At 34.0% G+C, this 21,391-nt stretch carries 20 protein-coding genes; all 20 read left to right on the top strand.

Annotated elements, in window-relative coordinates; all coding sequences use genetic code 11:
- Nucleotides 1–12 precede the first annotated feature (12 nt).
- Entirely contained in the window at nt 13–276 is a 264-nt protein-coding gene (gene veg, locus JX000_RS11005; protein ID WP_002451728.1) for a biofilm formation stimulator Veg, read from the top strand.
- Between the two features lie 301 nt (nt 277–577).
- Nucleotides 578–1,426 (top strand): 4-(cytidine 5'-diphospho)-2-C-methyl-D-erythritol kinase, encoded by an 849-nt coding sequence (ispE, locus tag JX000_RS11000; RefSeq protein WP_002451729.1) that lies wholly within the window; start codon nt 578–580, stop codon nt 1,424–1,426.
- A gap of 14 nt (nt 1,427–1,440) precedes the next feature.
- Nucleotides 1,441–2,265, top strand: coding sequence for a pur operon repressor (purR, locus tag JX000_RS10995; protein WP_002451730.1), 825 nt, complete (start codon nt 1,441–1,443; stop codon nt 2,263–2,265).
- Nucleotides 2,266–2,281: 16 nt separating this feature from the next.
- A complete protein-coding gene (locus JX000_RS10990) occupies nt 2,282–2,656 on the top strand; it encodes a RidA family protein (protein ID WP_002451731.1) in 375 nt (124 codons plus the stop codon).
- A gap of 73 nt (nt 2,657–2,729) precedes the next feature.
- The gene (gene spoVG / locus JX000_RS10985; RefSeq protein ID WP_002451732.1) at nt 2,730–3,041 is read left to right on the top strand and encodes a septation regulator SpoVG; all 312 of its coding nucleotides are present in this window, start codon (nt 2,730–2,732) and stop codon (nt 3,039–3,041) included.
- 309 nt (nt 3,042–3,350) lie between these two features.
- Nucleotides 3,351–4,715, top strand: coding sequence for a bifunctional UDP-N-acetylglucosamine diphosphorylase/glucosamine-1-phosphate N-acetyltransferase GlmU (glmU, locus tag JX000_RS10980; RefSeq protein ID WP_107533007.1), 1,365 nt, complete (start codon nt 3,351–3,353; stop codon nt 4,713–4,715).
- A gap of 103 nt (nt 4,716–4,818) precedes the next feature.
- Nucleotides 4,819–5,784, top strand: a complete 966-nt coding sequence (locus tag JX000_RS10975) for a ribose-phosphate diphosphokinase (protein ID WP_002451734.1) — start codon at nt 4,819–4,821, stop codon at nt 5,782–5,784.
- A 152-nt stretch (nt 5,785–5,936) separates the two neighbouring features.
- Nucleotides 5,937–6,599 (top strand): 50S ribosomal protein L25/general stress protein Ctc, encoded by a 663-nt coding sequence (locus JX000_RS10970; RefSeq protein WP_124227641.1) that lies wholly within the window; start codon nt 5,937–5,939, stop codon nt 6,597–6,599.
- 236 nt (nt 6,600–6,835) lie between these two features.
- Nucleotides 6,836–7,408 (top strand): aminoacyl-tRNA hydrolase, encoded by a 573-nt coding sequence (gene pth, locus JX000_RS10965; protein WP_002451736.1) that lies wholly within the window; start codon nt 6,836–6,838, stop codon nt 7,406–7,408.
- Nucleotides 7,405–10,914: a transcription-repair coupling factor gene (gene mfd / locus JX000_RS10960; RefSeq protein WP_002451737.1), complete on the top strand. Its 3,510-nt coding sequence runs from the start codon at nt 7,405–7,407 to the stop codon at nt 10,912–10,914. The genes pth and mfd overlap by 4 nt, the downstream gene beginning before the upstream one ends.
- Nucleotides 10,904–12,433, top strand: a complete 1,530-nt coding sequence (locus tag JX000_RS10955) for a polysaccharide biosynthesis protein (RefSeq protein ID WP_206140704.1) — start codon at nt 10,904–10,906, stop codon at nt 12,431–12,433. Before mfd ends, JX000_RS10955 begins: the two co-directional genes overlap by 11 nt.
- Nucleotides 12,430–13,620 (top strand): MazG nucleotide pyrophosphohydrolase domain-containing protein, encoded by a 1,191-nt coding sequence (locus JX000_RS10950; RefSeq protein WP_206140703.1) that lies wholly within the window; start codon nt 12,430–12,432, stop codon nt 13,618–13,620. Before JX000_RS10955 ends, JX000_RS10950 begins: the two co-directional genes overlap by 4 nt.
- On the top strand, nt 13,617–13,883 hold the full coding sequence (locus tag JX000_RS10945) for an RNA-binding S4 domain-containing protein (RefSeq protein ID WP_002451740.1): 267 nt from the start codon (nt 13,617–13,619) through the stop codon (nt 13,881–13,883). The genes JX000_RS10950 and JX000_RS10945 overlap by 4 nt, the downstream gene beginning before the upstream one ends.
- Nucleotides 13,884–13,903: 20 nt before the next feature.
- Nucleotides 13,904–14,302 carry a cell division protein DivIC gene (divIC, locus tag JX000_RS10940; RefSeq protein ID WP_002451741.1) on the top strand — a complete coding sequence of 133 codons (399 nt, stop codon included), beginning with the start codon at nt 13,904–13,906 and terminating at the stop codon, nt 14,300–14,302.
- Nucleotides 14,303–14,404: 102 nt separating this feature from the next.
- The gene (locus tag JX000_RS10935; protein ID WP_002451742.1) at nt 14,405–14,812 is read left to right on the top strand and encodes a S1 domain-containing RNA-binding protein; all 408 of its coding nucleotides are present in this window, start codon (nt 14,405–14,407) and stop codon (nt 14,810–14,812) included.
- A gap of 165 nt (nt 14,813–14,977) precedes the next feature.
- Nucleotides 14,978–16,276, top strand: a complete 1,299-nt coding sequence (gene tilS, locus JX000_RS10930; RefSeq protein WP_124227643.1) for a tRNA lysidine(34) synthetase TilS — start codon at nt 14,978–14,980, stop codon at nt 16,274–16,276.
- Nucleotides 16,277–16,279: 3 nt separating this feature from the next.
- Nucleotides 16,280–16,816, top strand: a complete 537-nt coding sequence (gene hpt / locus JX000_RS10925; RefSeq protein WP_124227644.1) for a hypoxanthine phosphoribosyltransferase — start codon at nt 16,280–16,282, stop codon at nt 16,814–16,816.
- Nucleotides 16,817–17,080: 264 nt separating this feature from the next.
- The gene (gene ftsH, locus JX000_RS10920; protein WP_206140702.1) at nt 17,081–19,138 is read left to right on the top strand and encodes an ATP-dependent zinc metalloprotease FtsH; all 2,058 of its coding nucleotides are present in this window, start codon (nt 17,081–17,083) and stop codon (nt 19,136–19,138) included.
- A 231-nt stretch (nt 19,139–19,369) separates the two neighbouring features.
- Nucleotides 19,370–20,251, top strand: coding sequence for an Hsp33 family molecular chaperone HslO (hslO, locus tag JX000_RS10915; RefSeq protein WP_206140701.1), 882 nt, complete (start codon nt 19,370–19,372; stop codon nt 20,249–20,251).
- Between the two features lie 172 nt (nt 20,252–20,423).
- Nucleotides 20,424–21,356, top strand: a complete 933-nt coding sequence (gene cysK / locus JX000_RS10910; RefSeq protein ID WP_002465696.1) for a cysteine synthase A — start codon at nt 20,424–20,426, stop codon at nt 21,354–21,356.
- The last annotated feature ends 35 nt before the right edge of the window (nt 21,357–21,391 follow it).

Here is a 21,391-nt window from a genome sequence, read left to right as displayed (position 1 = left end):
AGGTGGAGCAATATGCCAAAATCAATTTTGGACATCAAAAATTCTATTGATTGTCATTTAGGAAATCGTATTGTACTTAAAGCCAATGGTGGTCGTAAGAAAACAATCGAACGTTCTGGTGTTTTAAAAGAAACATACCCATCAGTATTTGTCGTTGAACTTGATCAAGACAAGCATAACTTCGAAAGAGTATCTTATACATACACTGATGTGTTAACTGAGAACGTACAAGTTTCATTTGAAGAAGATAATCATCAAGAAGCAATTGCACACTAATAAGACATATGACATAGATGTAGATGTATCTACTCTATCAATTTAAGTTTTATATTATATTAAGGTGAGTATTGAGCAACATGTTCAATACTCTTTTTTTATACTTTTGAAGTGATAAATAAATTTTAGAACTATAGGAAAAACACATTAATAACATACATACTGTAATTTAATACTTTTTTATTATATTCCAATAATGAATGATATAATTATTTGTGAAAAAAATGAACATTATCTATCAAATCTTTTATCCCTTTATGTTAAAATCATCTTATTAAGATTACGAAGAGAGGGCGGAAAAATGATATATGAAACGGCACCTGCCAAAATAAATTTTACGCTCGATACACTTTTTAAAAGAGACGATGGATATCACGAGATTGAAATGATAATGACTACTGTAGATTTAAACGATCGATTATCTTTTCAAAAAAGAGATGATAAGAAGATTGTTGTTGAAATCGAACACAACTTTGTAACTGACGATCATAAAAATTTAGCATATAAAGCTGCTGAACTAATGACAAAGGTATATGATTTGAAACAAGGTGTGACGATTACAATTGATAAAGATATTCCAGTATCGGCTGGTTTAGCAGGTGGCTCAGCAGATGCGGCTGCTACGATGAGAGGTATGAATCGCTTATTCAGTTTAAATTTATCTTTAGATGAATTATGTGCACTTGGTAGTCAAATTGGGACAGATGTTTCATTTTGTATATACAATAAGACTGCTTACTGTACAGGACGTGGTGAAAAAGTAACTTTTTTGAACAAGCCTCCTTCTGCTTGGGTTGTTTTAGCTAAGCCTAATTTAGGTATCTCATCACCGGACGTATTTAAAGCTTTGGATTTAAATTTCACGCATGAAGTATTTACTCAAAATTGTATAGAAGCTTTAAAACGATCGGATTATAAGAAGTTATGCTCAAGTTTATCTAATAGATTAGAACCGATTTCTATGGAGATGCATCCAGAAATCAAAAAGATTAAGGAAAACATGATTCAATGTGGTGCAGATGGCGCATTAATGAGTGGTAGTGGTCCGACAGTTTACGGATTGGCACAAAAAGAAAGTCAGGCTAAAAATATTTATAACGCAGTAAATGGTTGTTGTAATGAAGTATATTTAGTTAGATTATTAGGATAGAAGGGTTGGAAATAATGAGATATAAAAGAAGTGAACGGATTGTGTTTATGACACAATATTTGATGAATCACCCAAACAAACTGATTCCATTAACATTCTTTGTAGATAAATTTCAACAAGCGAAATCGTCAATCAGCGAAGATGTTCAAATTATTAAAAGTACTTTCCAAAAAGAAGCATTAGGTACGGTCATTACCACTGCTGGCGCAAGCGGTGGGGTAACGTATAAACCTATGATGAGTAAAGAAGAAGCAACAGAAGTCGTGAATGAAGTTATCTCATTATTAGATGAAAAAGATAGACTTCTGCCTGGTGGATATTTATTCTTATCTGACTTGGTTGGTAATCCTACATTATTAAACAAAGTAGGTAAGATGATAGCAAGTATATATATGGATGAACAATTAGATGCTGTTGTAACGATTGCTACTAAAGGTATATCGCTTGCCAATGCAGTTGCAAACGTATTAAATTTACCTGTAGTGGTTATTAGAAAAGACAATAAAGTAACTGAAGGATCTACGGTTTCTATTAATTATGTTTCAGGTTCATCTCGAAAGATAGAAACGATGGTATTATCCAAGCGCACATTAGCTGAGAATTCTAATGTTCTCGTTGTTGATGATTTTATGAGAGCAGGTGGCTCAATCAACGGTGTTATGAATTTAATGAATGAGTTTAAAGCACACGTAAAAGGGGTATCAGTACTTGTAGAATCGAAAGAAGTAAAGCAAAGATTAATAGAAGATTATACTTCCTTGGTAAGACTATCAGATGTCGATGAATATAATCAGAAATTTAAAGTAGAGCCAGGCAACAGCTTGTCTAAATTTTCTTAAAGGAGCGAATCACATCATGGAAATTATTAACACAAACAAAGCACCGGAAGCATTAGGACCTTATTCACATGCTACAGTAGTAAATGGTCTAGTATACACATCAGGTCAAATTCCACTTAATTTAGAAGGGGAAATTGTAAGTGATGATGTAAAAGATCAAACTAAACAAGTTTTAGAAAACTTATCTGTGGTACTTAAAGAAGCCGGTTCAGATTTAGAAAATGTTGTTAAAGCAACTATTTTTATTTCTGATATGAATGATTTTCAATATATAAATGAGGTATATGGAAATTATTTTGATAAACATCAACCAGCGCGTAGTTGTGTCGAAGTAGCGCGACTACCTAAAGATGTTAAAGTAGAAATTGAATTGATTAGTAAAGTTAAATAAAGGATATAATTTTTCTTTTAAGCAATTGTCAAGCTTCTAATAAAACAAAGATATACTAGGGGGGGCTCACTACATGAAAGTGACAGATGTAAGACTTAGAAAAATAGATACAGATGGTAGAATGAAAGCACTTGTTTCTATCACGCTAGACGAGGCATTCGTAATCCACGATTTACGTGTGATTGAAGGAAATTCAGGTCTATTCGTCGCAATGCCAAGTAAACGCACACCAGATGGTGAATTCCGCGATATCGCGCATCCAATCAACTCAGAAATGAGACAAGAGATTCAAGATGCAGTGATGAAAGTATATGATGAAACTGATGAAGTGATTCCAGATAAAAACGCTACATCAGGCGAGTCTGATGAATCTAACGAAGCTTAAATATAAAAAATTACATTGCAGAGTCGACATAACAGAATGTGTTGACTCTGTTTTTACATTTTCATCATCTTTTAAATGAGCCCCTAATCCCCCTTCTAATTATGTTGAATTGACTTCTTAAATTTTGAAAGTAATTTGTCAAAAGTAATAAAAGTGAACCTATATAAATCGAGTCATCATGGATATATTAAAAATGTAGAACAATCGTAAGAATTGGTGCTTATGACTTGGTAGGTTATATGTTGAAAGAGTGATAGCGGTTAAATTATAATAATAACGAAGTGTATATTTAATGGAGGGTTAGCATTCATGCAAAGACATGCAATAATATTGGCAGCGGGTAAAGGCACTAGAATGAAATCAAAAAAATACAAAGTGTTACATGAGATCGCTGGCAAAACTATGATAGAACATGTGGTTGAAAATGTTCAACAATCAGGTGTGAACCAATTAATTACAATTGTTGGTCACGGTGCTGAAAGTGTAAAAGAAACATTAGGTAATCAATCACTTTATAGTTTTCAAGAAGAGCAACTTGGGACAGCACATGCAGTAAAAATGGCACAATCTCATTTAGTAAATAAAGAGGGAACAACACTAGTTGTGTGTGGTGATACACCGCTTATTACATCAGAAACACTTACATCTTTAATCGAGAGACATGAATCATCTCAGTCTCAAGCAACAGTTCTAACTGCTACAGCAATCCATCCAACAGGCTATGGCAGAATTGTCAAAGATAGCGAAGGGCATTTATTACGAATTGTAGAAGAAAAAGATGCTAACACAGAAGAAAAGGCAATTACTGAAATAAGTTCTGGAATCTTTGCGTTCGATAACAAAATTTTATTTGAAAAGTTAGAACAAGTTAAGAATGATAATGCACAAGGAGAATATTATTTACCAGATGTGATTTCTTTAATTATTAATGAAAATGGTAGAGCAAGTACATATCACACTGATGATTTCGAAGAGATTATGGGTGTGAATGATAGAGTGATGTTAAGTCAAGCTGAAAAAGCGTTACAAAAACGTATTAATTTATTCCATATGAGAAATGGTGTGACAATCATTGATCCAGATAGCACATTTATTGGGCCGGATGTAAAAATTGGTATGGATACAATCATTGAACCTGGCGTGAGAATTAATGGTTCAACTGTAATTGGAGACGAAGTTACAGTTGGACAGTATTCAGAAATTAATAATAGCGTTATTGCATCTCATGCACATATTAAACAATCAGTCATCAACGATTCAGAAGTAGGCGAATATACGAATGTTGGTCCGTTTGCACAGTTGAGACCAGGCGCTCAATTAGGTGCAGATGTTAAAGTAGGTAACTTTGTAGAAGTGAAAAAAGCTGAACTTAAAGACGGTGCTAAAGTATCTCATTTAAGTTATATTGGCGATGCGGTTATTGGCGAACGTACAAATATTGGTTGTGGCTCTATTACTGTTAACTATGATGGTGTAAATAAATTCAAAACTGTGATTGGTAAAGATGCGTTTATTGGATGTAATACAAACTTAATTGCACCAGTAACTGTTGGAGATCATTCGCTTATAGCAGCAGGTTCAACAATTACTGATGATATCCCAAATGAAAGTTTAGCATTGGCACGAGCAAGACAAGTTAATAAAGATGGTTATTTAAGCAACAAAAATAAATAACTGAAATGAATATGTAAAATTAGTATTTCGACTTTGGCATAGTAATCAAGTTTAATTTTCTATATAATAGTAGTTGTGTAAGTAAATAATTGGAGGACTATAAATGTTAAATAATGAATATAAGAATTCATCGCTAAAGATCTTTTCACTCAAAGGTAATGAACCTTTAGCACAGGAAGTTGCAGATCATGTAGGGATTGAATTAGGTAAGTGTTCTGTTAAGCGTTTCAGTGATGGAGAAATCCAAATCAATATTGAAGAAAGTATTCGTGGTTGCGATGTGTTTATTATCCAACCTACTTCATACCCAGTTAATCTACATCTAATGGAATTACTTATTATGATTGACGCTTGTAAACGTGCATCAGCGGCAAATATTAACATCGTAGTACCTTATTATGGGTATGCTCGTCAAGACAGAAAAGCACGTAGTCGTGAACCGATTACTGCTAAATTAGTAGCCAATTTAATAGAAACTGCAGGGGCAAATCGCATGATTGCTTTAGATTTACATGCACCTCAAATCCAAGGTTTCTTTGATATTCCAATTGATCATTTAATGGGCGTACCTATTTTAGCGCAACATTTCCAAAATGATCCTGCCATTAACCCAGAAGAATGTGTTGTTGTTTCTCCTGACCATGGTGGTGTAACAAGAGCACGTAAATTGGCAGACATTTTAAAAACTCCAATTGCAATTATTGATAAACGTCGTCCAAAACCAAACGTAGCCGAAGTAATGAATATTGTGGGCGATATTGAAGGTAGAACAGCCATCATTATTGATGATATTATTGATACAGCTGGTACTATTACGTTAGCAGCACAAGCATTAAAAGACAAAGGTGCTAAAGAAGTATATGCATGTTGTACACACCCTGTATTATCAGGTCCAGCTAAAGAACGTATTGAGAATTCAGCAATTAAAGAACTAATCGTAACAAATTCAATTCAATTAGAAGAAAGTCGCAAACCTACAAATACTAAAGAACTTTCAGTTGCTGGTTTAATCGGTAAAGCCATTATCCGAGTTTATGAAAGAGAATCAGTAAGTGTATTATTTGACTAAAATTGTTAAATGAGTTTGACGAAAGTGATATAAGCGTGTATAATACATTCGTTCGTGATTATACGAATAAATAAACACTTGCAAGCAACGAATGATGTTGATGGGTAAGTGAGGAGCTCGTGAAAGAGCGAAAAATGAAAGGTGGAAATAGAATGACTTCATTAAAGTCAATCATCCGTCAAGGTAAACAAACACGTTCTGACCTTAAACAATTAAGAAATGCTGGTAAAGTACCTGCAGTTGTATATGGTTACGGAACAAAAAATACTTCAGTTAAAGTTGATGAAGTTGAATTTATCAAAGTTATCCGTGAAGTAGGACGTAACGGTGTTATCGAATTAGGTGTTGGTTCTAAATCAATCAAAGTAATGGTATCAGATTACCAATATGATCCATTGAAAAACCAAATCACTCATATCGATTTCTTAGCTATCAACATGACTGAAGAACGTACTGTAGAAGTACCGGTTCAATTAGTTGGTGAAGCAGTAGGCGCTAAAGAAGGCGGCGTAGTTGAACAACCATTATTCAACTTAGAAGTTACTGCAACTCCAGATAATATCCCAGAAGTAATTGAAGTTGATATCACTGAATTAAATATCAACGATAGCTATTCAGTTTCTGATATTAAAGTATCTGGTGACTTCACTATTGAAAACGAACCAGAAGATTCTATCGTAACTGTAGTACCTCCAACAGATGAGCCTACTGAAGAAGAAGTAGAAGCTATGGAAGGCGAAGCAGCTACTGAAGAACCTGAACGTGTTGGTGAAGAAAAAGACGACGAAAAAGAAGAAAATAAAGAAGAAGAATAAGATTATTATTTTAATGAATAAGGTCTTATAAAGTTTCTTAACTTTCTTAACGGGCACTATGCTTATATTAATAAGCATAGTGCTTTTTGTGTTATTATAGGGAATGATTATAAAATTTGTGACTAAGATATTTTGATGTAAAGCATCCGTTAGATTAACAGATGAATTGGATCAATGATTATGTAGATTAAAAAGGTCACTTAATAAATAAAGAATAAACATGGAGGTAACGACATATGAAATGTATTGTAGGTCTTGGCAATATTGGTAAACGATTCGAATTAACAAGACACAATATTGGCTTCGAAGTCATTGACTATATACTAGAACGACATCGTTTCACATTGGACAAACAAAAATTCAAAGGCGCATATACTATTGAAAGAATGAATGGTGACAAAGTTCTGCTTATTGAACCTATGACAATGATGAACTTGTCAGGTGAAGCTGTTGCACCATTAATGGATTACTACAATGTTGATGTAGATGATTTGATTGTATTATATGACGATTTAGATTTAGAACAAGGTCAAGTACGTTTACGTCAAAAAGGTAGTGCAGGTGGTCATAATGGTATGAAATCAATTATAAAAATGCTTGGCACTGATCAATTTAAGAGAATTCGTATTGGTGTTGGTCGACCAACGAATGGTATGTCTGTTCCTGATTATGTACTTCAACGCTTTTCTAAAGAAGAAATGATTACAATGGAGAAAGTCATTGAACATTCAGCTAATGCCGTAGAATCATTTATAGAAACATCTCGATTTGACAATGTGATGAATGAATATAATGGTGAAGTGAATTGAGACAAGTTATTTCTAACTATGTAAAAGAAGATAAACGCTTTCAGGAATTAGACCAGGTTTTTGGCCAAGATAATATTTTAGTTACGGGTCTATCACCATCAGCAAAAGCAACCATTATTGCTGAAAAATATTTAGCTGATCAAAAGCAAATGCTGTTAGTAACTAATAATCTGTATCAAGCTGATAAAATTGAAGCGGATATATTACAATATGTCAGCGGCGAAGAAATTTATAAATATCCAGTTCAAGATATTATGACCGAAGAATTTTCTACACAAAGCCCTCAACTTATGAGCGAGCGTGTTAGAACGCTAACTGCTCTTGCTCATGGAGAAAAAGGGTTATTTATTGTTCCATTAAATGGATTGAAAAAGTGGTTAACACCAGTAGAAATGTGGCGCAATCATCAAATGACATTGAATGTCGGTGATGATATTGATGTTGACGATTTTCTCAATAAATTAGTCAATATGGGATATCGTAGAGAAAGTGTTGTTTCTCACATTGGTGAATTCTCGCTTAGAGGCGGCATTATAGATATTTATCCCTTAATTGGATCGCCTGTTAGAATTGAATTATTTGATACAGAAATAGATTCAATTCGTGATTTCGATGTGGAAACACAACGTTCTAACGATAACTTAGAATCAGTAGATATTACTACAGCAAGTGACTATATTATAACTGATGAAGTGATTAGTCATTTACAAACACAATTAAAAGCCGCTTATGAAGATACAAGACCCAAAATTGAAAAATCTGTGAGAAATGACTTAAAAGAGACATATGAAAGTTTCAAACTTTTTGAATCTACGTTCTTTGATCATCAATTATTACGACGTTTGGTGGCATTTATGTATGATCAACCATCAACAATTATTGATTATTTTGCAAATGATGTTGTGATAGCTGTTGACGAATATAATCGTATTAAAGAAACAGAAGAAACGTTAACGACTGAAGTTGATGATTTTATTAGTAACTTGATTGAAAGTGGTAATGGGTTTATTGGTCAAAGTTTTATGCAATATGATGGCTTTGAAACTTTATTAGATGAACGACCGGTGGCTTATTTTACGCTATTCACTTCTTCTATGCCTGTGGAATTAGACCATATTATTAAATTCTCTTGTAAACCAGTACAACAGTTCTATGGTCAATATGACATCATGCGTTCTGAGTTCCAAAGATTTATCCATAATGACTATGCGATAGTAGTCTTAGTCGAAACAGAGACGAAGGTTGAGCGTATACAATCTATGCTTAATGAAATGCATATACCCGTTGTAACACATATTGATCAGGCTTCAACAAGTGGTCAAGCAGTTGTTGTCGAAGGTAGTCTGTCTGAAGGTTTTGAATTACCTTATATGCAATTAGTGGTTATAACAGAAAGAGAATTATTCAAGACCAAGCAGAAAAAGCAACGTAAACGTACTAAAACAATGTCGAATGCAGAAAAAATTAAGTCATACCAAGATTTAAATGTTGGAGACTATGTGGTTCATGTTCATCATGGTGTAGGACGATATCTAGGCGTAGAAACTTTAGAAGTTGGAGAACAACATAGAGACTATATTAAGTTACAGTACAAAGGTACAGACCAATTGTTCGTTCCAGTTGATCAAATGGATCAAGTTCAAAAATATGTGGCTTCCGAAGACAAATCGCCTCGTTTAAATAAACTAGGTGGCACTGAATGGAAAAAGACGAAAGCTAAAGTTCAACAAAGTGTTGAAGATATAGCAGATGAGTTAATCGATTTATATAAACAAAGAGAAATGTCAGTTGGTTATCAATTTGGTCCAGACACTGAAGAACAGTCTACGTTTGAATTGGATTTCCCATATGAGCTAACGCCAGACCAAAGTAAATCCATAGAAGAAATAAAAGGTGACATGGAACGCGAACGTCCAATGGATCGCTTGTTATGTGGGGATGTCGGTTATGGTAAGACTGAGGTTGCTGTTCGTGCCGCTTTCAAAGCTGTCATGGAAGGTAAACAGGTCGCGTTTCTTGTACCTACTACGATACTAGCTCAACAACATTACGAAACATTAATTGAACGTATGCAAGATTTTCCTGTTGAAATTCAATTGATTAGTAGATTCCGTTCAACTAAAGAAGTGAAAGAAACTAAAGAAGGACTTAAATCCGGTTATGTAGATATTGTTGTAGGAACACATAAGTTATTAGGCAAAGATATCCATTACAAAGATTTAGGTTTACTCATTGTCGATGAAGAACAACGTTTTGGTGTGCGTCATAAAGAAAGAATTAAGACACTAAAAAATAATGTAGATGTGTTAACGTTAACAGCTACGCCAATACCAAGAACCTTGCATATGAGTATGCTTGGTGTGCGTGATCTATCAGTTATCGAAACACCACCTGAAAATCGTTTCCCAGTGCAAACTTACGTTTTAGAGCAAAACACCAACTTTATAAAAGAAGCATTAGAACGTGAATTATCTCGAGATGGACAAGTCTTCTATTTATATAATAAAGTTCAATCCATCTATGAAAAGAGAGAGCAACTTCAAATGTTAATGCCAGATGCCAACATTGCAGTGGCACATGGGCAAATGACTGAACGAGATTTAGAAGAAACAATGCTCAGTTTCATTAATCATGAATACGACATCTTAGTTACTACAACAATTATTGAAACTGGTGTCGATGTACCAAATGCGAATACATTGATTATTGAAGAAGCGGATCGATTCGGTTTAAGTCAATTGTATCAACTACGTGGTCGCGTTGGTCGTTCAAGTAGAATAGGATATGCTTATTTCCTTCATCCTGCAAATAAGGTGTTAAACGAAACAGCTGAAGAAAGACTACAAGCCATTAAAGAATTTACCGAATTAGGTTCAGGATTTAAAATAGCTATGCGCGATTTGAATATTAGAGGTGCTGGTAATTTACTCGGGAAACAACAACATGGATTTATCGATTCGGTTGGTTTCGATTTATACTCTCAAATGCTTGAAGAAGCAGTTAATGAGAAACGTGGTATCAAAGAGGAAACACCAGATGTACCGGACGTAGAGGTTGAACTGAATTTAGATGCTTATTTACCAGCGGAGTATATTCAAAATGAACAAGCTAAAATAGAAATTTATAAGAAATTACGTAAAGTAGAATCAGAAGAACAACTCATGGATATTAAAGATGAATTAATCGATCGATTTAATGATTATCCAACTGAAGTTGAACGTTTATTAGACATAGTAGAAATTAAAACCCATGCACTGCATGCAGGTATTACAAAAATTAAAGATATGGGTAAACAAATTCAAATCTTCTTATCTGAGACATCTACTGCTGATATTGATGGAGAGGCATTATTTAAAAATACACAACCACTTGGAAGAACGATGAAAGTTGGCGTAGAGAATGGTGCAATGAAAGTGACGCTCACTAAATCTAAACAATGGCTAGACAACTTAAAATTCTTAGTGAAATGTATTGAAGAAAGTATGAGTATTAAAGATGAAACATAAATCAGCATTTAATGGTGTAGTGATATTAACGCTTGCGTTAGTCATCGTTAAAGTATTAAGTGCAATCTATAGAGTGCCTTATCAAAATATACTTGGAGATGAAGGTCTGTATGCGTATCAACAGGTTTATCCTATTGTAGCTTTAGGTTTGATTTTATCTATGAATGCTATTCCAAGTGCAGTGACGCAAAACTTAGGTATGGACCACCGTTCAGAATACTATTCTAAAGTGCTACTTATTATACAAAGTGTAGGCTTAGGCATATGTTTGATTGTATTTGGGTGTGCAGGCATTATTTCACGCTTAATGGGTGATGGACATTTAGCACCTATGATTAGAATGGCTAGCTTTAGTTTCGTATTTGTAGGTGTGTTAGGTGTATTAAGAGGATATTTTCAGTCCAGACAGGATATGAACGTACCAGCTATTTCCCAGGTTATAGAACAATTTATTCGAGTAGGATTTATTATGATGGCTATTTTCCTATTTTTGACACAACAATGGACTATATATCAAGCTGGCTCATTATCAATCATTGCTTCTTCAATCGGCTTTTTAGGCTCAACGCTATATTTGGTATCTAAACGTCCGTTTAAATTAAAATGGAATGCTAAAGTAGCAAAAATTCAATGGTCCCAGTTACTGATTGCTATTCTTATTTTTGCTTTAAGTCAGTTGATTGTTATTTTGTGGCAAGTCGCAGATAGTTTTACTGTCATCCGTACTTTGAAAATGACAGGACTACCTTTTGAATCGGCTATCAAACAAAAAGGTGTATATGATAGAGGGGCTTCCTTTATTCAAATGGGATTAATTGTAACAACAACGTTTAGTTTTGTCTTAATTCCTTTATTAACCGAAGCTATTCAAAATAAGCAATCGATTCAAATGAATAGATATGCTAACGCTTCATTAAAAATAACTATATTGATTAGTTCAGCCGCAGGTATAGGTTTGATAAATGTCTTACCTCTTATGAATAAAGTGTTTTTCAAGACTGATAGTGAGACAGTAACGTTATGCGTTTATATGTTAACGGTTATTGGTGTATCATTGATTATGATGGATATTGCATTATTGCAAGTACTCAATCAAATTAAACCGATAGTGATTGGTTTTATAGTTGGTTTATTATCTAAGGCAATATTCAACATAGTTTTCATTTATCAACTTCACATTTTAGGCGCTAGTATAAGTACAGTATTATCGTTAATTATCTTTGCGAGTATACTTCACCATGCCGTCTTGAAATCTTATCATTTTAATCAAATGAGTAAATTTATTATAAAATTAGTGGGCGGGTTGTTTATAATGTCAGTTATTGTTCAACTGATGATGACTATCTTACCGTCTAGTGGACGTTTAATTGGATTAATTTCTTTATTAATTAGTGCCATAGTTGGTGTAAGTGTATTTATGATATACGTCGGTATTTTTAATGTCCTAAGTTATAGGGAATTGAAATTTTTACCTTTAGGAGACAAGTTATATCACTTTAAGAAAGGAAGTCGTTCATGACGCATACAATTACGATTATTGGTTTAGGAAACTATGATATCGATGATTTGCCTTTAGGTATATATCGATTTATTCAAAAGCAAGACAAAATATATGCACGAACGCTCGAGCACCCTGTCATTGAGGCACTTAAAGATGAAATTGATTTTGAGAGCTTTGATGATATATACGAAGCGAATGAGCAGTTTGATGCTGTTTACGATAACATTGTCGAACAGTTGATTAATAAAGCACAACAATCGAATATTGTATACGCTGTGCCAGGGCATCCTCGTGTCGCTGAAACGACCACTGCTAAGTTAATGGCGTATCATGCTCAGAATGATGATATAGAAGTGAAGGTATTAGGTGGGAAAAGTTTCATTGATGATGTATTCGAAGCGGTTGCAGTAGAACCTAACGATGGTTTCACATTACTAGATGGTACCGCGTTAGAAGAAGCGAAACTAAATGTTCGCACTAATACGTTGATAACTCAAGTATATAGTGCAATGGTAGCAGCAGATATCAAGTTGACGTTAATGGAACGCTATCCCGATGATCATATGGTCAAAATTGTTACAGGTGCACGTAGTGGTGATGCACAAGTAACTGAATGTCCTTTATTCGAGTTAGATCATTTTGACACTACGTTCAACAATTTAACAAGTGTCTTTGTGCCTAAAATTGTAGCAGATGAATCACTATATAATGACTTTAACTTTGCTGAACAAACGATTGATTTACTTGTTGATGATGAAAAAGGTTGTCCTTGGGATAAAGTTCAAACACATCAAACATTAAAACGTTATCTGTTAGAAGAAACATTTGAACTGTTTGAGGCTATCAATAATGAAGACGATTGGCACATGGTGGAAGAATTAGGAGACATACTTTTACAGGTATTATTGCATACTAGTATCGGTAAAAAGGAAGGCTATTTTGATATAAAAGAAGTAGTAGCAAGTTTAAATGCTAAAATGATTCGTCGTCATCCACATATATTTAGTGATGAATCTGCAGAATCCATAGAGGATTTAAAAACAATTTGGTCAACTGCTAAATCTAATGAAGGTAAAAAACCTCGTGTGAAATTCGAGAAAGTATTTGCAGACCATTTCATGTCATTGTATGATAAAACAAAAAATAAAGATTTTGACGAAGTGGCTCTTAAACAATTTTTAGAGCAAGGAGAGACTCATCAATGAGATTAGATAAATTTTTAAAAGTGTCTAGATTAATTAAACGTCGTACATTAGCTAAGGAAATTAGTGACCAAGGACGTATTACGATTAATGGTAATGTAGCAAAAGCAGGTACAGATGTTAAAGTTGGAGATGAACTCGTTATTCGTTTCGGCCAAAAACTTGTAACCGTTAATGTAACAGGATTAAATGAACATGCATCTAAAGAAAATGCTAAAGGTATGTATGAATTAGTCAAAGAAGAACGTATTAATGAATCTGAATAGACAAAGTGAGGTGACAAGCTATGAATAATAAAGTTGAAAATATCGGTAATCAATATACATCGAAAGAGAACCAAAAAAAACAACGACAACGTAAAATGATGCGTGTTGTACGTCGAAGAATCGCATTGTTTGGTGGTATCATGCTTGCGATTATCATTTTATTATGCATTATGCTTGTCTTCCAAAAACACAGCAACGAAAAGGATGCAGTGGAGCGAAAACATAAAGAAGAGCAGTTTCAAAAACAACAAGACGAAGAAATCGCATTGAAAGAAAAACTAAATAATTTGAATGATAAAGATTATATCGAAAAAGTGGCACGAGATGATTATTATTTAAGTAATAAAGGTGAAGTGATTTTCAGATTGCCAAATGATAATAAATCCTCTAAGGCTAAATCTTCAGATGAGAATAATTAATTAAAGAGAAATAAAATAATCGCATTATAGCATTGTGAAATTGCTTCAACAGGAATATAATAAAGTTAAAATCGAATGAAATCGGGAGGATTTATTTAGAATATGTCAATCGAAGTAGGAAATAAGCTTAAAGGTAAAGTCACTGGTATTAAAAAATTCGGTGCATTCGTTGAGTTACCTGAAGGAAAAAGTGGCTTAGTCCATATTAGTGAAGTGGCTGACAACTATGTTGAAAATGTGGAAGATCATTTATCTTTAGGTGATGAAGTAGAGGTTAAAGTACTTTCAATCGCGGATGATGGCAAAATTAGTCTTTCAATCAAAAAGGCGAAAGACCGTCCACAACGTAAACCACAGCACAATAATAAATCACATCAAAGTAAACCAGCTCCAAAAGGCGAAGACTTTGAAAAGAAATTAAGTAACTTCTTAAAAGATAGTGAAGATAAATTAACTTCTATTAAACGTCAAACTGAATCTAGACGTGGTGGTAAAGGTTCAAGACGTTAATTTCATAAACCAAGTCTGTTGCAATAACTTAACATAGCTTTTGTATTGCTAATTACTTTGAATAACAGACAACCTAAGACTGTTTCTTGATGAAGGAGCAGTCTATTTTTATTGTAACAATGTATTGATGATAGGTTATTTAAATGCTTGGAGGTGAGAGGTAAGATGGAACTTAATGCTACAGGGTGGTCGGAACAGGATCATATTGTTTTAGCGGTATCAACAGGTATAGATAGTATGTGTTTACTGCATCTTTTATTAAACGAATATCAACATACATATAGCAAATTGACATGTATTCATATCAATCACGGGTTAAGACAAGCATCCATAGAAGAAGAGGCATTTTTTAAAACATATTGTGAAGAACATGGGATCGAGTATTATATCAAACGACTAGATTTATCTGAAACGGTTGAAGCGGGGAACAGTATTCAAAACATATCTCGCCAATACAGATACGAGTGGTTTGATTATATTATGAAACAACTTGGGGCCAGTGTGCTACTAACTGCACACCATCGAGATGATCAAATTGAAACCATCTTTTATAGATTATTTACAGGTAGATTCACACGTAGCCATTTAGGCATTGCTTATACTTCTCAACGCGTCAGTTATCAACTTGTTCGTCCGATGCTAGACATCTCAAAAGCTACAATCAAATCTTATCAAAATCAATATAACGTTCCATTTTTTGAAGATGTATCTAATCATAACAATGTATACGTCAGAAATGATATAAGAAATCGTATCATACCAGCAGTAATGGATAATCAACAACTAGACGTAGCACACTTATTAAAATTAAAATCATGGCATGATCAAGAATTAGCTACACTTAGAAAATCGGCGCATCACTTTATCAAAGAAGTAGTACGAGTCTCAGAGAATCTAGATAAAATAGTGATTCCAAGAGACCAATTTAATCGATTAACAGATAATGTGAAGGTACATGTACTTGATCAATTATTTGAAAAGATAGCATTGTCTAAAGCGATATCTGATAAAATGTATCAATCATGGTTTAATCAAATTTCAAGTCAAAAATCACAATTCATAATTGATATAACAGATAAATGGATAATTCAAATTGCATATGATACATTAATAATAATGGCTAATACAGAAATGAGCGACGTGAATTCAACACAAGTCATCGAAGTACCTCATACATATCGTTTTGGTGATTATGAGATTGAAATACAACCTGACTTTCCATTCAATCAGTTCCCATTAACAATAAGACAACGTCAAAATGGCGATCGTTTTTTATTAAATGGTTATACTGGCAAACATAAAAAAGTAAGTCGATTGTTAATTGATAAAAAAATCGATGCTATTGAACGAAATCGTTTACCAGTTGTTATCAATGCAGAAGGTAAAATAATTGCTGTAGGTCAATTGTTTATGAATAAAGACTATAAACATTATATAAATATTAGAAATATTGGAGATGAATAACAAATGCACGAGGATATAAAAAGTATCGTATTAAGTGAAGAAGAGATTCAAGCGATTTGTAAGGATTTAGGACAACAGTTAACTAAAGATTACCAAGGTAAACCACTTGTTTGTGTTGGTATCTTAAAAGGGTCGGTTATGTTTATGACTGACTTAATTAAGCGCATTGATACACACTTATCAATCGATTTTATGGATGTTTCGAGTTACCACGGTGGTACCGAATCTACTGGGGAAGTTCAAATTATTAAAGATTTAGGTTCATCAATTGAAAATAAAGATGTACTCATCATAGAAGACATTTTAGAAACTGGTACTACATTAAAATCTATCACTGAACTATTAGAATCTCGTAAAGTCAACTCATTAGAAATTGTTACTTTATTAGACAAACCAAATCGTAGAAAAGCTGATATTGAAGCTAAATATGTTGGTAAAAAAATTCCGGATGAGTTCGTAGTCGGATATGGATTAGATTATGGTGAGCATTACAGAAACTTACCTTATATTGGTACGTTAAAACCGGAAGTGTATTCATAAGACAAATCGAATTAAATCGATACATTGGACACGATGTTTTTTGCTATGATTCAACATCAATGTAGTGTAGACTCGATTTAAATCGTAAAAATATAATTGAATGAGATATTTTGCAGTCACGATATTAAGAAAAATAAAAATCTCTATAGTGGAAATTGACTAAAATTGTTAAACCAATACTAAAGTTGAAATAGTAGCCTGCTAAAGATGTATTGTGTTACAATTTTTGTTAGTTTTATTATTGGAAGTAGGAGGAAATGTCACATGCAGAAAGCGTTTCGCAATGTGCTAGTTATCGCAATTATAGGCGTTATCATATTTGGCCTGTTTTCTTTCTTAAATGGTAATGGAAATATGCCAAAACAGCTTACATATACGCAATTTGTTAATAAATTGGATAAAGGCGATTTAAAATCATTAGAAATCCAACCTGAGCAAAATGTATACATGGTAAGTGGTAAAACAAAAAATGGTGAAGATTATTCATCAACAATATTATTTAATAATGAAAAAGATTTGCAAAAAATCACTGATACAGCTAAGAAACAAGATGGATTGAAATTTACAGTTAAAGAAGAAGAAGAACAAAGTGTATTTGTTAGTATCTTAACAACATTAATTCCTGTTTTAATCATTGCTTTATTATTTATTTTCTTCCTTAGCCAAGCCCAAGGTGGAGGCGGCGGTGGTCGTATGATGAACTTTGGTAAATCCAAAGCTAAAATGTACGATAGTAGTAAACGTCGTGTTCGTTTCTCAGATGTTGCAGGCGCAGATGAAGAGAAACAAGAACTTGTTGAAATAGTAGATTTCTTAAAAGATAACAAGAAATTCAAGCAAATGGGATCTAGAATTCCGAAAGGTGTTTTACTTGTAGGTCCTCCAGGTACTGGTAAAACATTACTTGCACGTGCAGTTGCAGGTGAAGCTGGTGCACCATTCTTCTCAATTAGTGGTTCAGACTTTGTTGAGATGTTTGTTGGTGTTGGTGCTAGCCGTGTACGTGATTTATTTGAAAATGCTAAGAAAAATGCTCCATGTATTATTTTCATAGATGAAATTGACGCAGTAGGTCGTCAACGTGGTGCTGGTGTCGGTGGTGGACACGACGAACGTGAACAAACATTGAACCAATTGTTAGTTGAAATGGATGGCTTTGGCGAGAATGAAGGTATCATTATGATTGCTGCAACAAACCGTCCTGATATTTTAGATCCAGCGTTATTACGTCCAGGTCGTTTCGATAGACAAATTCAAGTAGGTCGTCCAGATGTTAAAGGTCGTGAAGCCATTTTACATGTTCATGCTAAAAACAAACCGCTTGATGAAACAGTTGATTTAAAAGCTATTTCTCAAAGAACACCGGGATTCTCAGGTGCTGATTTAGAAAACTTATTAAACGAAGCATCGTTAATCGCAGCTCGTGAAGGTAAGAACAAAATTGATATGCGTGATATTGAGGAAGCAACTGACCGAGTTATTGCTGGTCCTGCTAAAAAATCACGTGTTATCTCTGATAAAGAGCGAAATATTGTTGCCCACCATGAAGCAGGTCATACGATTATCGGTATGGTGCTTGATGAAGCAGAAGTTGTACACAAAGTAACAATTGTTCCACGTGGACAAGCAGGTGGTTACGCAATGATGCTACCTAAACAAGACCGTTTCTTAATGACTGAACCAGAATTATTAGACAAAATTTGTGGTTTATTAGGTGGTCGAGTTTCAGAAGATATTAACTTTGGTGAAGTATCAACTGGTGCTTCTAACGACTTTGAAAGAGCGACTCAAATCGCACGTTCTATGGTTACTGAATACGGTATGAGTAAAAAACTTGGACCATTACAATTCTCTAGTAGCGGTGGCGGCCAAGTATTCTTAGGTAAAGACATGCAAGGTGAACCTAATTATTCAGGTCAAATCGCTTACGAAATTGATAAAGAAGTACAACGTATAGTTAAAGAGCAATATGAGCGTTGTAAAGAAATCTTATTAGAGCATCAAGATCAATTGAAACTGATTGCTAAAACTTTACTTACAGAAGAAACATTGGTTGCTGAACAAATTCAATCATTATTCCATGAAGGTAAATTGCCAGAGGTTGATTACAATTCAGCAGAAGTTGTTAAAGAAACAAATTCTGAATTTGATGAAGGTAAATATGGCAAATCATACGAAGATGTTCGTAAAGAGCAATCGTTAGATCATAAAGGTGACGACAATCATCACGAAGATGAGTCAGAAGATGAACCAACTGGTCATGAACAATCACCAAATATAGACAAACCATATAATCCTAACGATCCAAATCACAGAGAGTAAAGTAGCACATAGTTTAATCTCCCTACTATCACCCATATAGTAGGGAGATATTTTTGTATAAATATGTGAAGTACATTTTTATAAATACTTTTTAAATAAACAAATAGCCAAAATGATCTTGAAACAAATCATTTCATGAAAATAAACAACAGATGTATAATAGTTATTCGAAAATGATATTGATTAAAAGAAACGAAGCATCGTAAAGATATATAAAGGAGTAATATAATAATGACACATGACTATATTGTTAAAGCACTAGCGTTTGACGGTGAAATTAGAGCATATGCAACATTAACAACAGAATCAGTACAGGAAGCTCAAACAAGACACTATACGTGGCCAACTGCTTCAGCCGCAATGGGAAGAACGATGACTGCTACCGTAATGATGGGAGCAATGCTTAAAGGAGATCAAAAATTAACTGTAACAGTCGATGGTCGTGGTCCTATTGGCAGAATTATCGCAGATGCAGATGCAAAAGGTAATGTACGTGCCTATGTAGATCATCCACAAACACATTTCCCATTAAATGAACAAGGTAAATTAGATGTTAGAAGAGCTGTAGGGACAGAGGGTTCGATTCAAGTAGTTAAGGATGTAGGAATGAAAGATTATTTTTCTGGTTCAAGTCCAATAGTATCAGGGGAACTAGGAGAAGATTTTACGTACTATTATGCAACAAGTGAACAAACGCCATCTTCTGTTGGTTTAGGTGTACTTGTTAACCCAGATAATACGATTAAAGCAGCGGGCGGATTCATTATTCAAGTGATGCCTGGTGCCAAAGAAGAAACAATCAGTAAATTAGAAGAAGCAATTAATCAAATGACACCAGTATCTAAGCTAATTGAGCAAGGATTGACACCTGAAGGAATTTTAAATGAAATTCTAGGAGAAGAGCATGTCCAAATTTTAGAAACATCACCTGCACAATTTGAATGTAATTGTAGCCATGAAAAATTCTTGAATGCTATTAAAGGTTTAGGCGAAGCAGAAATTACAGATATGATTCAAGAAGATCATGGTGCAGAAGCAGTTTGTCATTTCTGTGGTAATAAATACAATTATAGTGAAACAGAGCTTAATCAATTATTAGAATCCATGGTATAAAATCAACAGAAGTTTATAATAAATTAAAATAGGGAATTTATTAAACGTATGTCGATAAATGTGCATTAGATTTTGTAGGATACATTTGTTTTTTTTAGAAAATTCTGATAGAATATAAATATCCGATAAAAAGACTAAGTTTTATTAATTCTATCTATAAGGAGTGTTTGGAATGGCACAAAAACCAGTAGAAAACATTACGCAAATTATTGGTAACACACCAGTAGTTAAATTGAGAAACGTTGTTGATGAAGATGCGGCAGATATTTACGTTAAATTAGAATATCAAAATCCAGGTGGTTCAGTTAAAGACCGTATAGCTTTAGCTATGATTGAAAAAGCTGAAAAAGAAGGAAAAATCAAACCTGGAGATACTATTGTGGAGCCGACAAGTGGTAACACAGGTATTGGTTTAGCATTTGTATGTGCAGCTAAAGGTTACAAGGCAGTGTTCACAATGCCTGAAACAATGAGTCAAGAGCGTCGTAACTTATTAAAAGCATATGGTGCAGAACTAGTATTAACACCTGGCTCAGAAGCAATGAAAGGTGCAATTAAAAAAGCTAAAGAACTTAAAGAAGAGCATGGTTACTTTGAACCACAACAATTCGAAAACCCAGCGAACCCTGAAGTTCATGAACTTACAACTGGTCCAGAATTAGTTGAACAGTTTGAAGGTAAAACAATCGACGCTTTCTTAGCTGGCGTAGGTACTGGTGGCACGTTATCTGGTGTAGGTAAAGTTTTAAGACAACAATACCCAGATATTGAAATAGTTGCTATCGAACCAGAAGCATCACCAGTGCTAAGTGGTGGAGAACCAGGACCACATAAATTACAAGGTTTAGGTGCTGGATTTGTTCCGGATACGTTAAATACTGACATTTACGATAGTATTATTAAAGTAGGCAACGAAACTGCTATGGAAATGGCACGACGTGTTGCAAAAGAAGAAGGTATTTTATCAGGTATTTCTTCTGGTGCAGCTATCCATGCAGCTATTCAAAAAGCCAAAGAACTGGGTAAAGGTAAAACAGTAGTAACAGTATTACCAAGTAATGGTGAACGTTACTTATCCACACCTTTATACTCATTTGATGACTAATTATAGAAGCTACCAAAGCGAAGTCGGGATAAATC

Source organism: Staphylococcus sp. SB1-57 (genome assembly GCF_017086425.1).
Lineage (GTDB): Bacteria > Bacillota > Bacilli > Staphylococcales > Staphylococcaceae > Staphylococcus > Staphylococcus warneri_A.
This window is presented reverse-complemented; position numbering and strand designations above follow the sequence as displayed.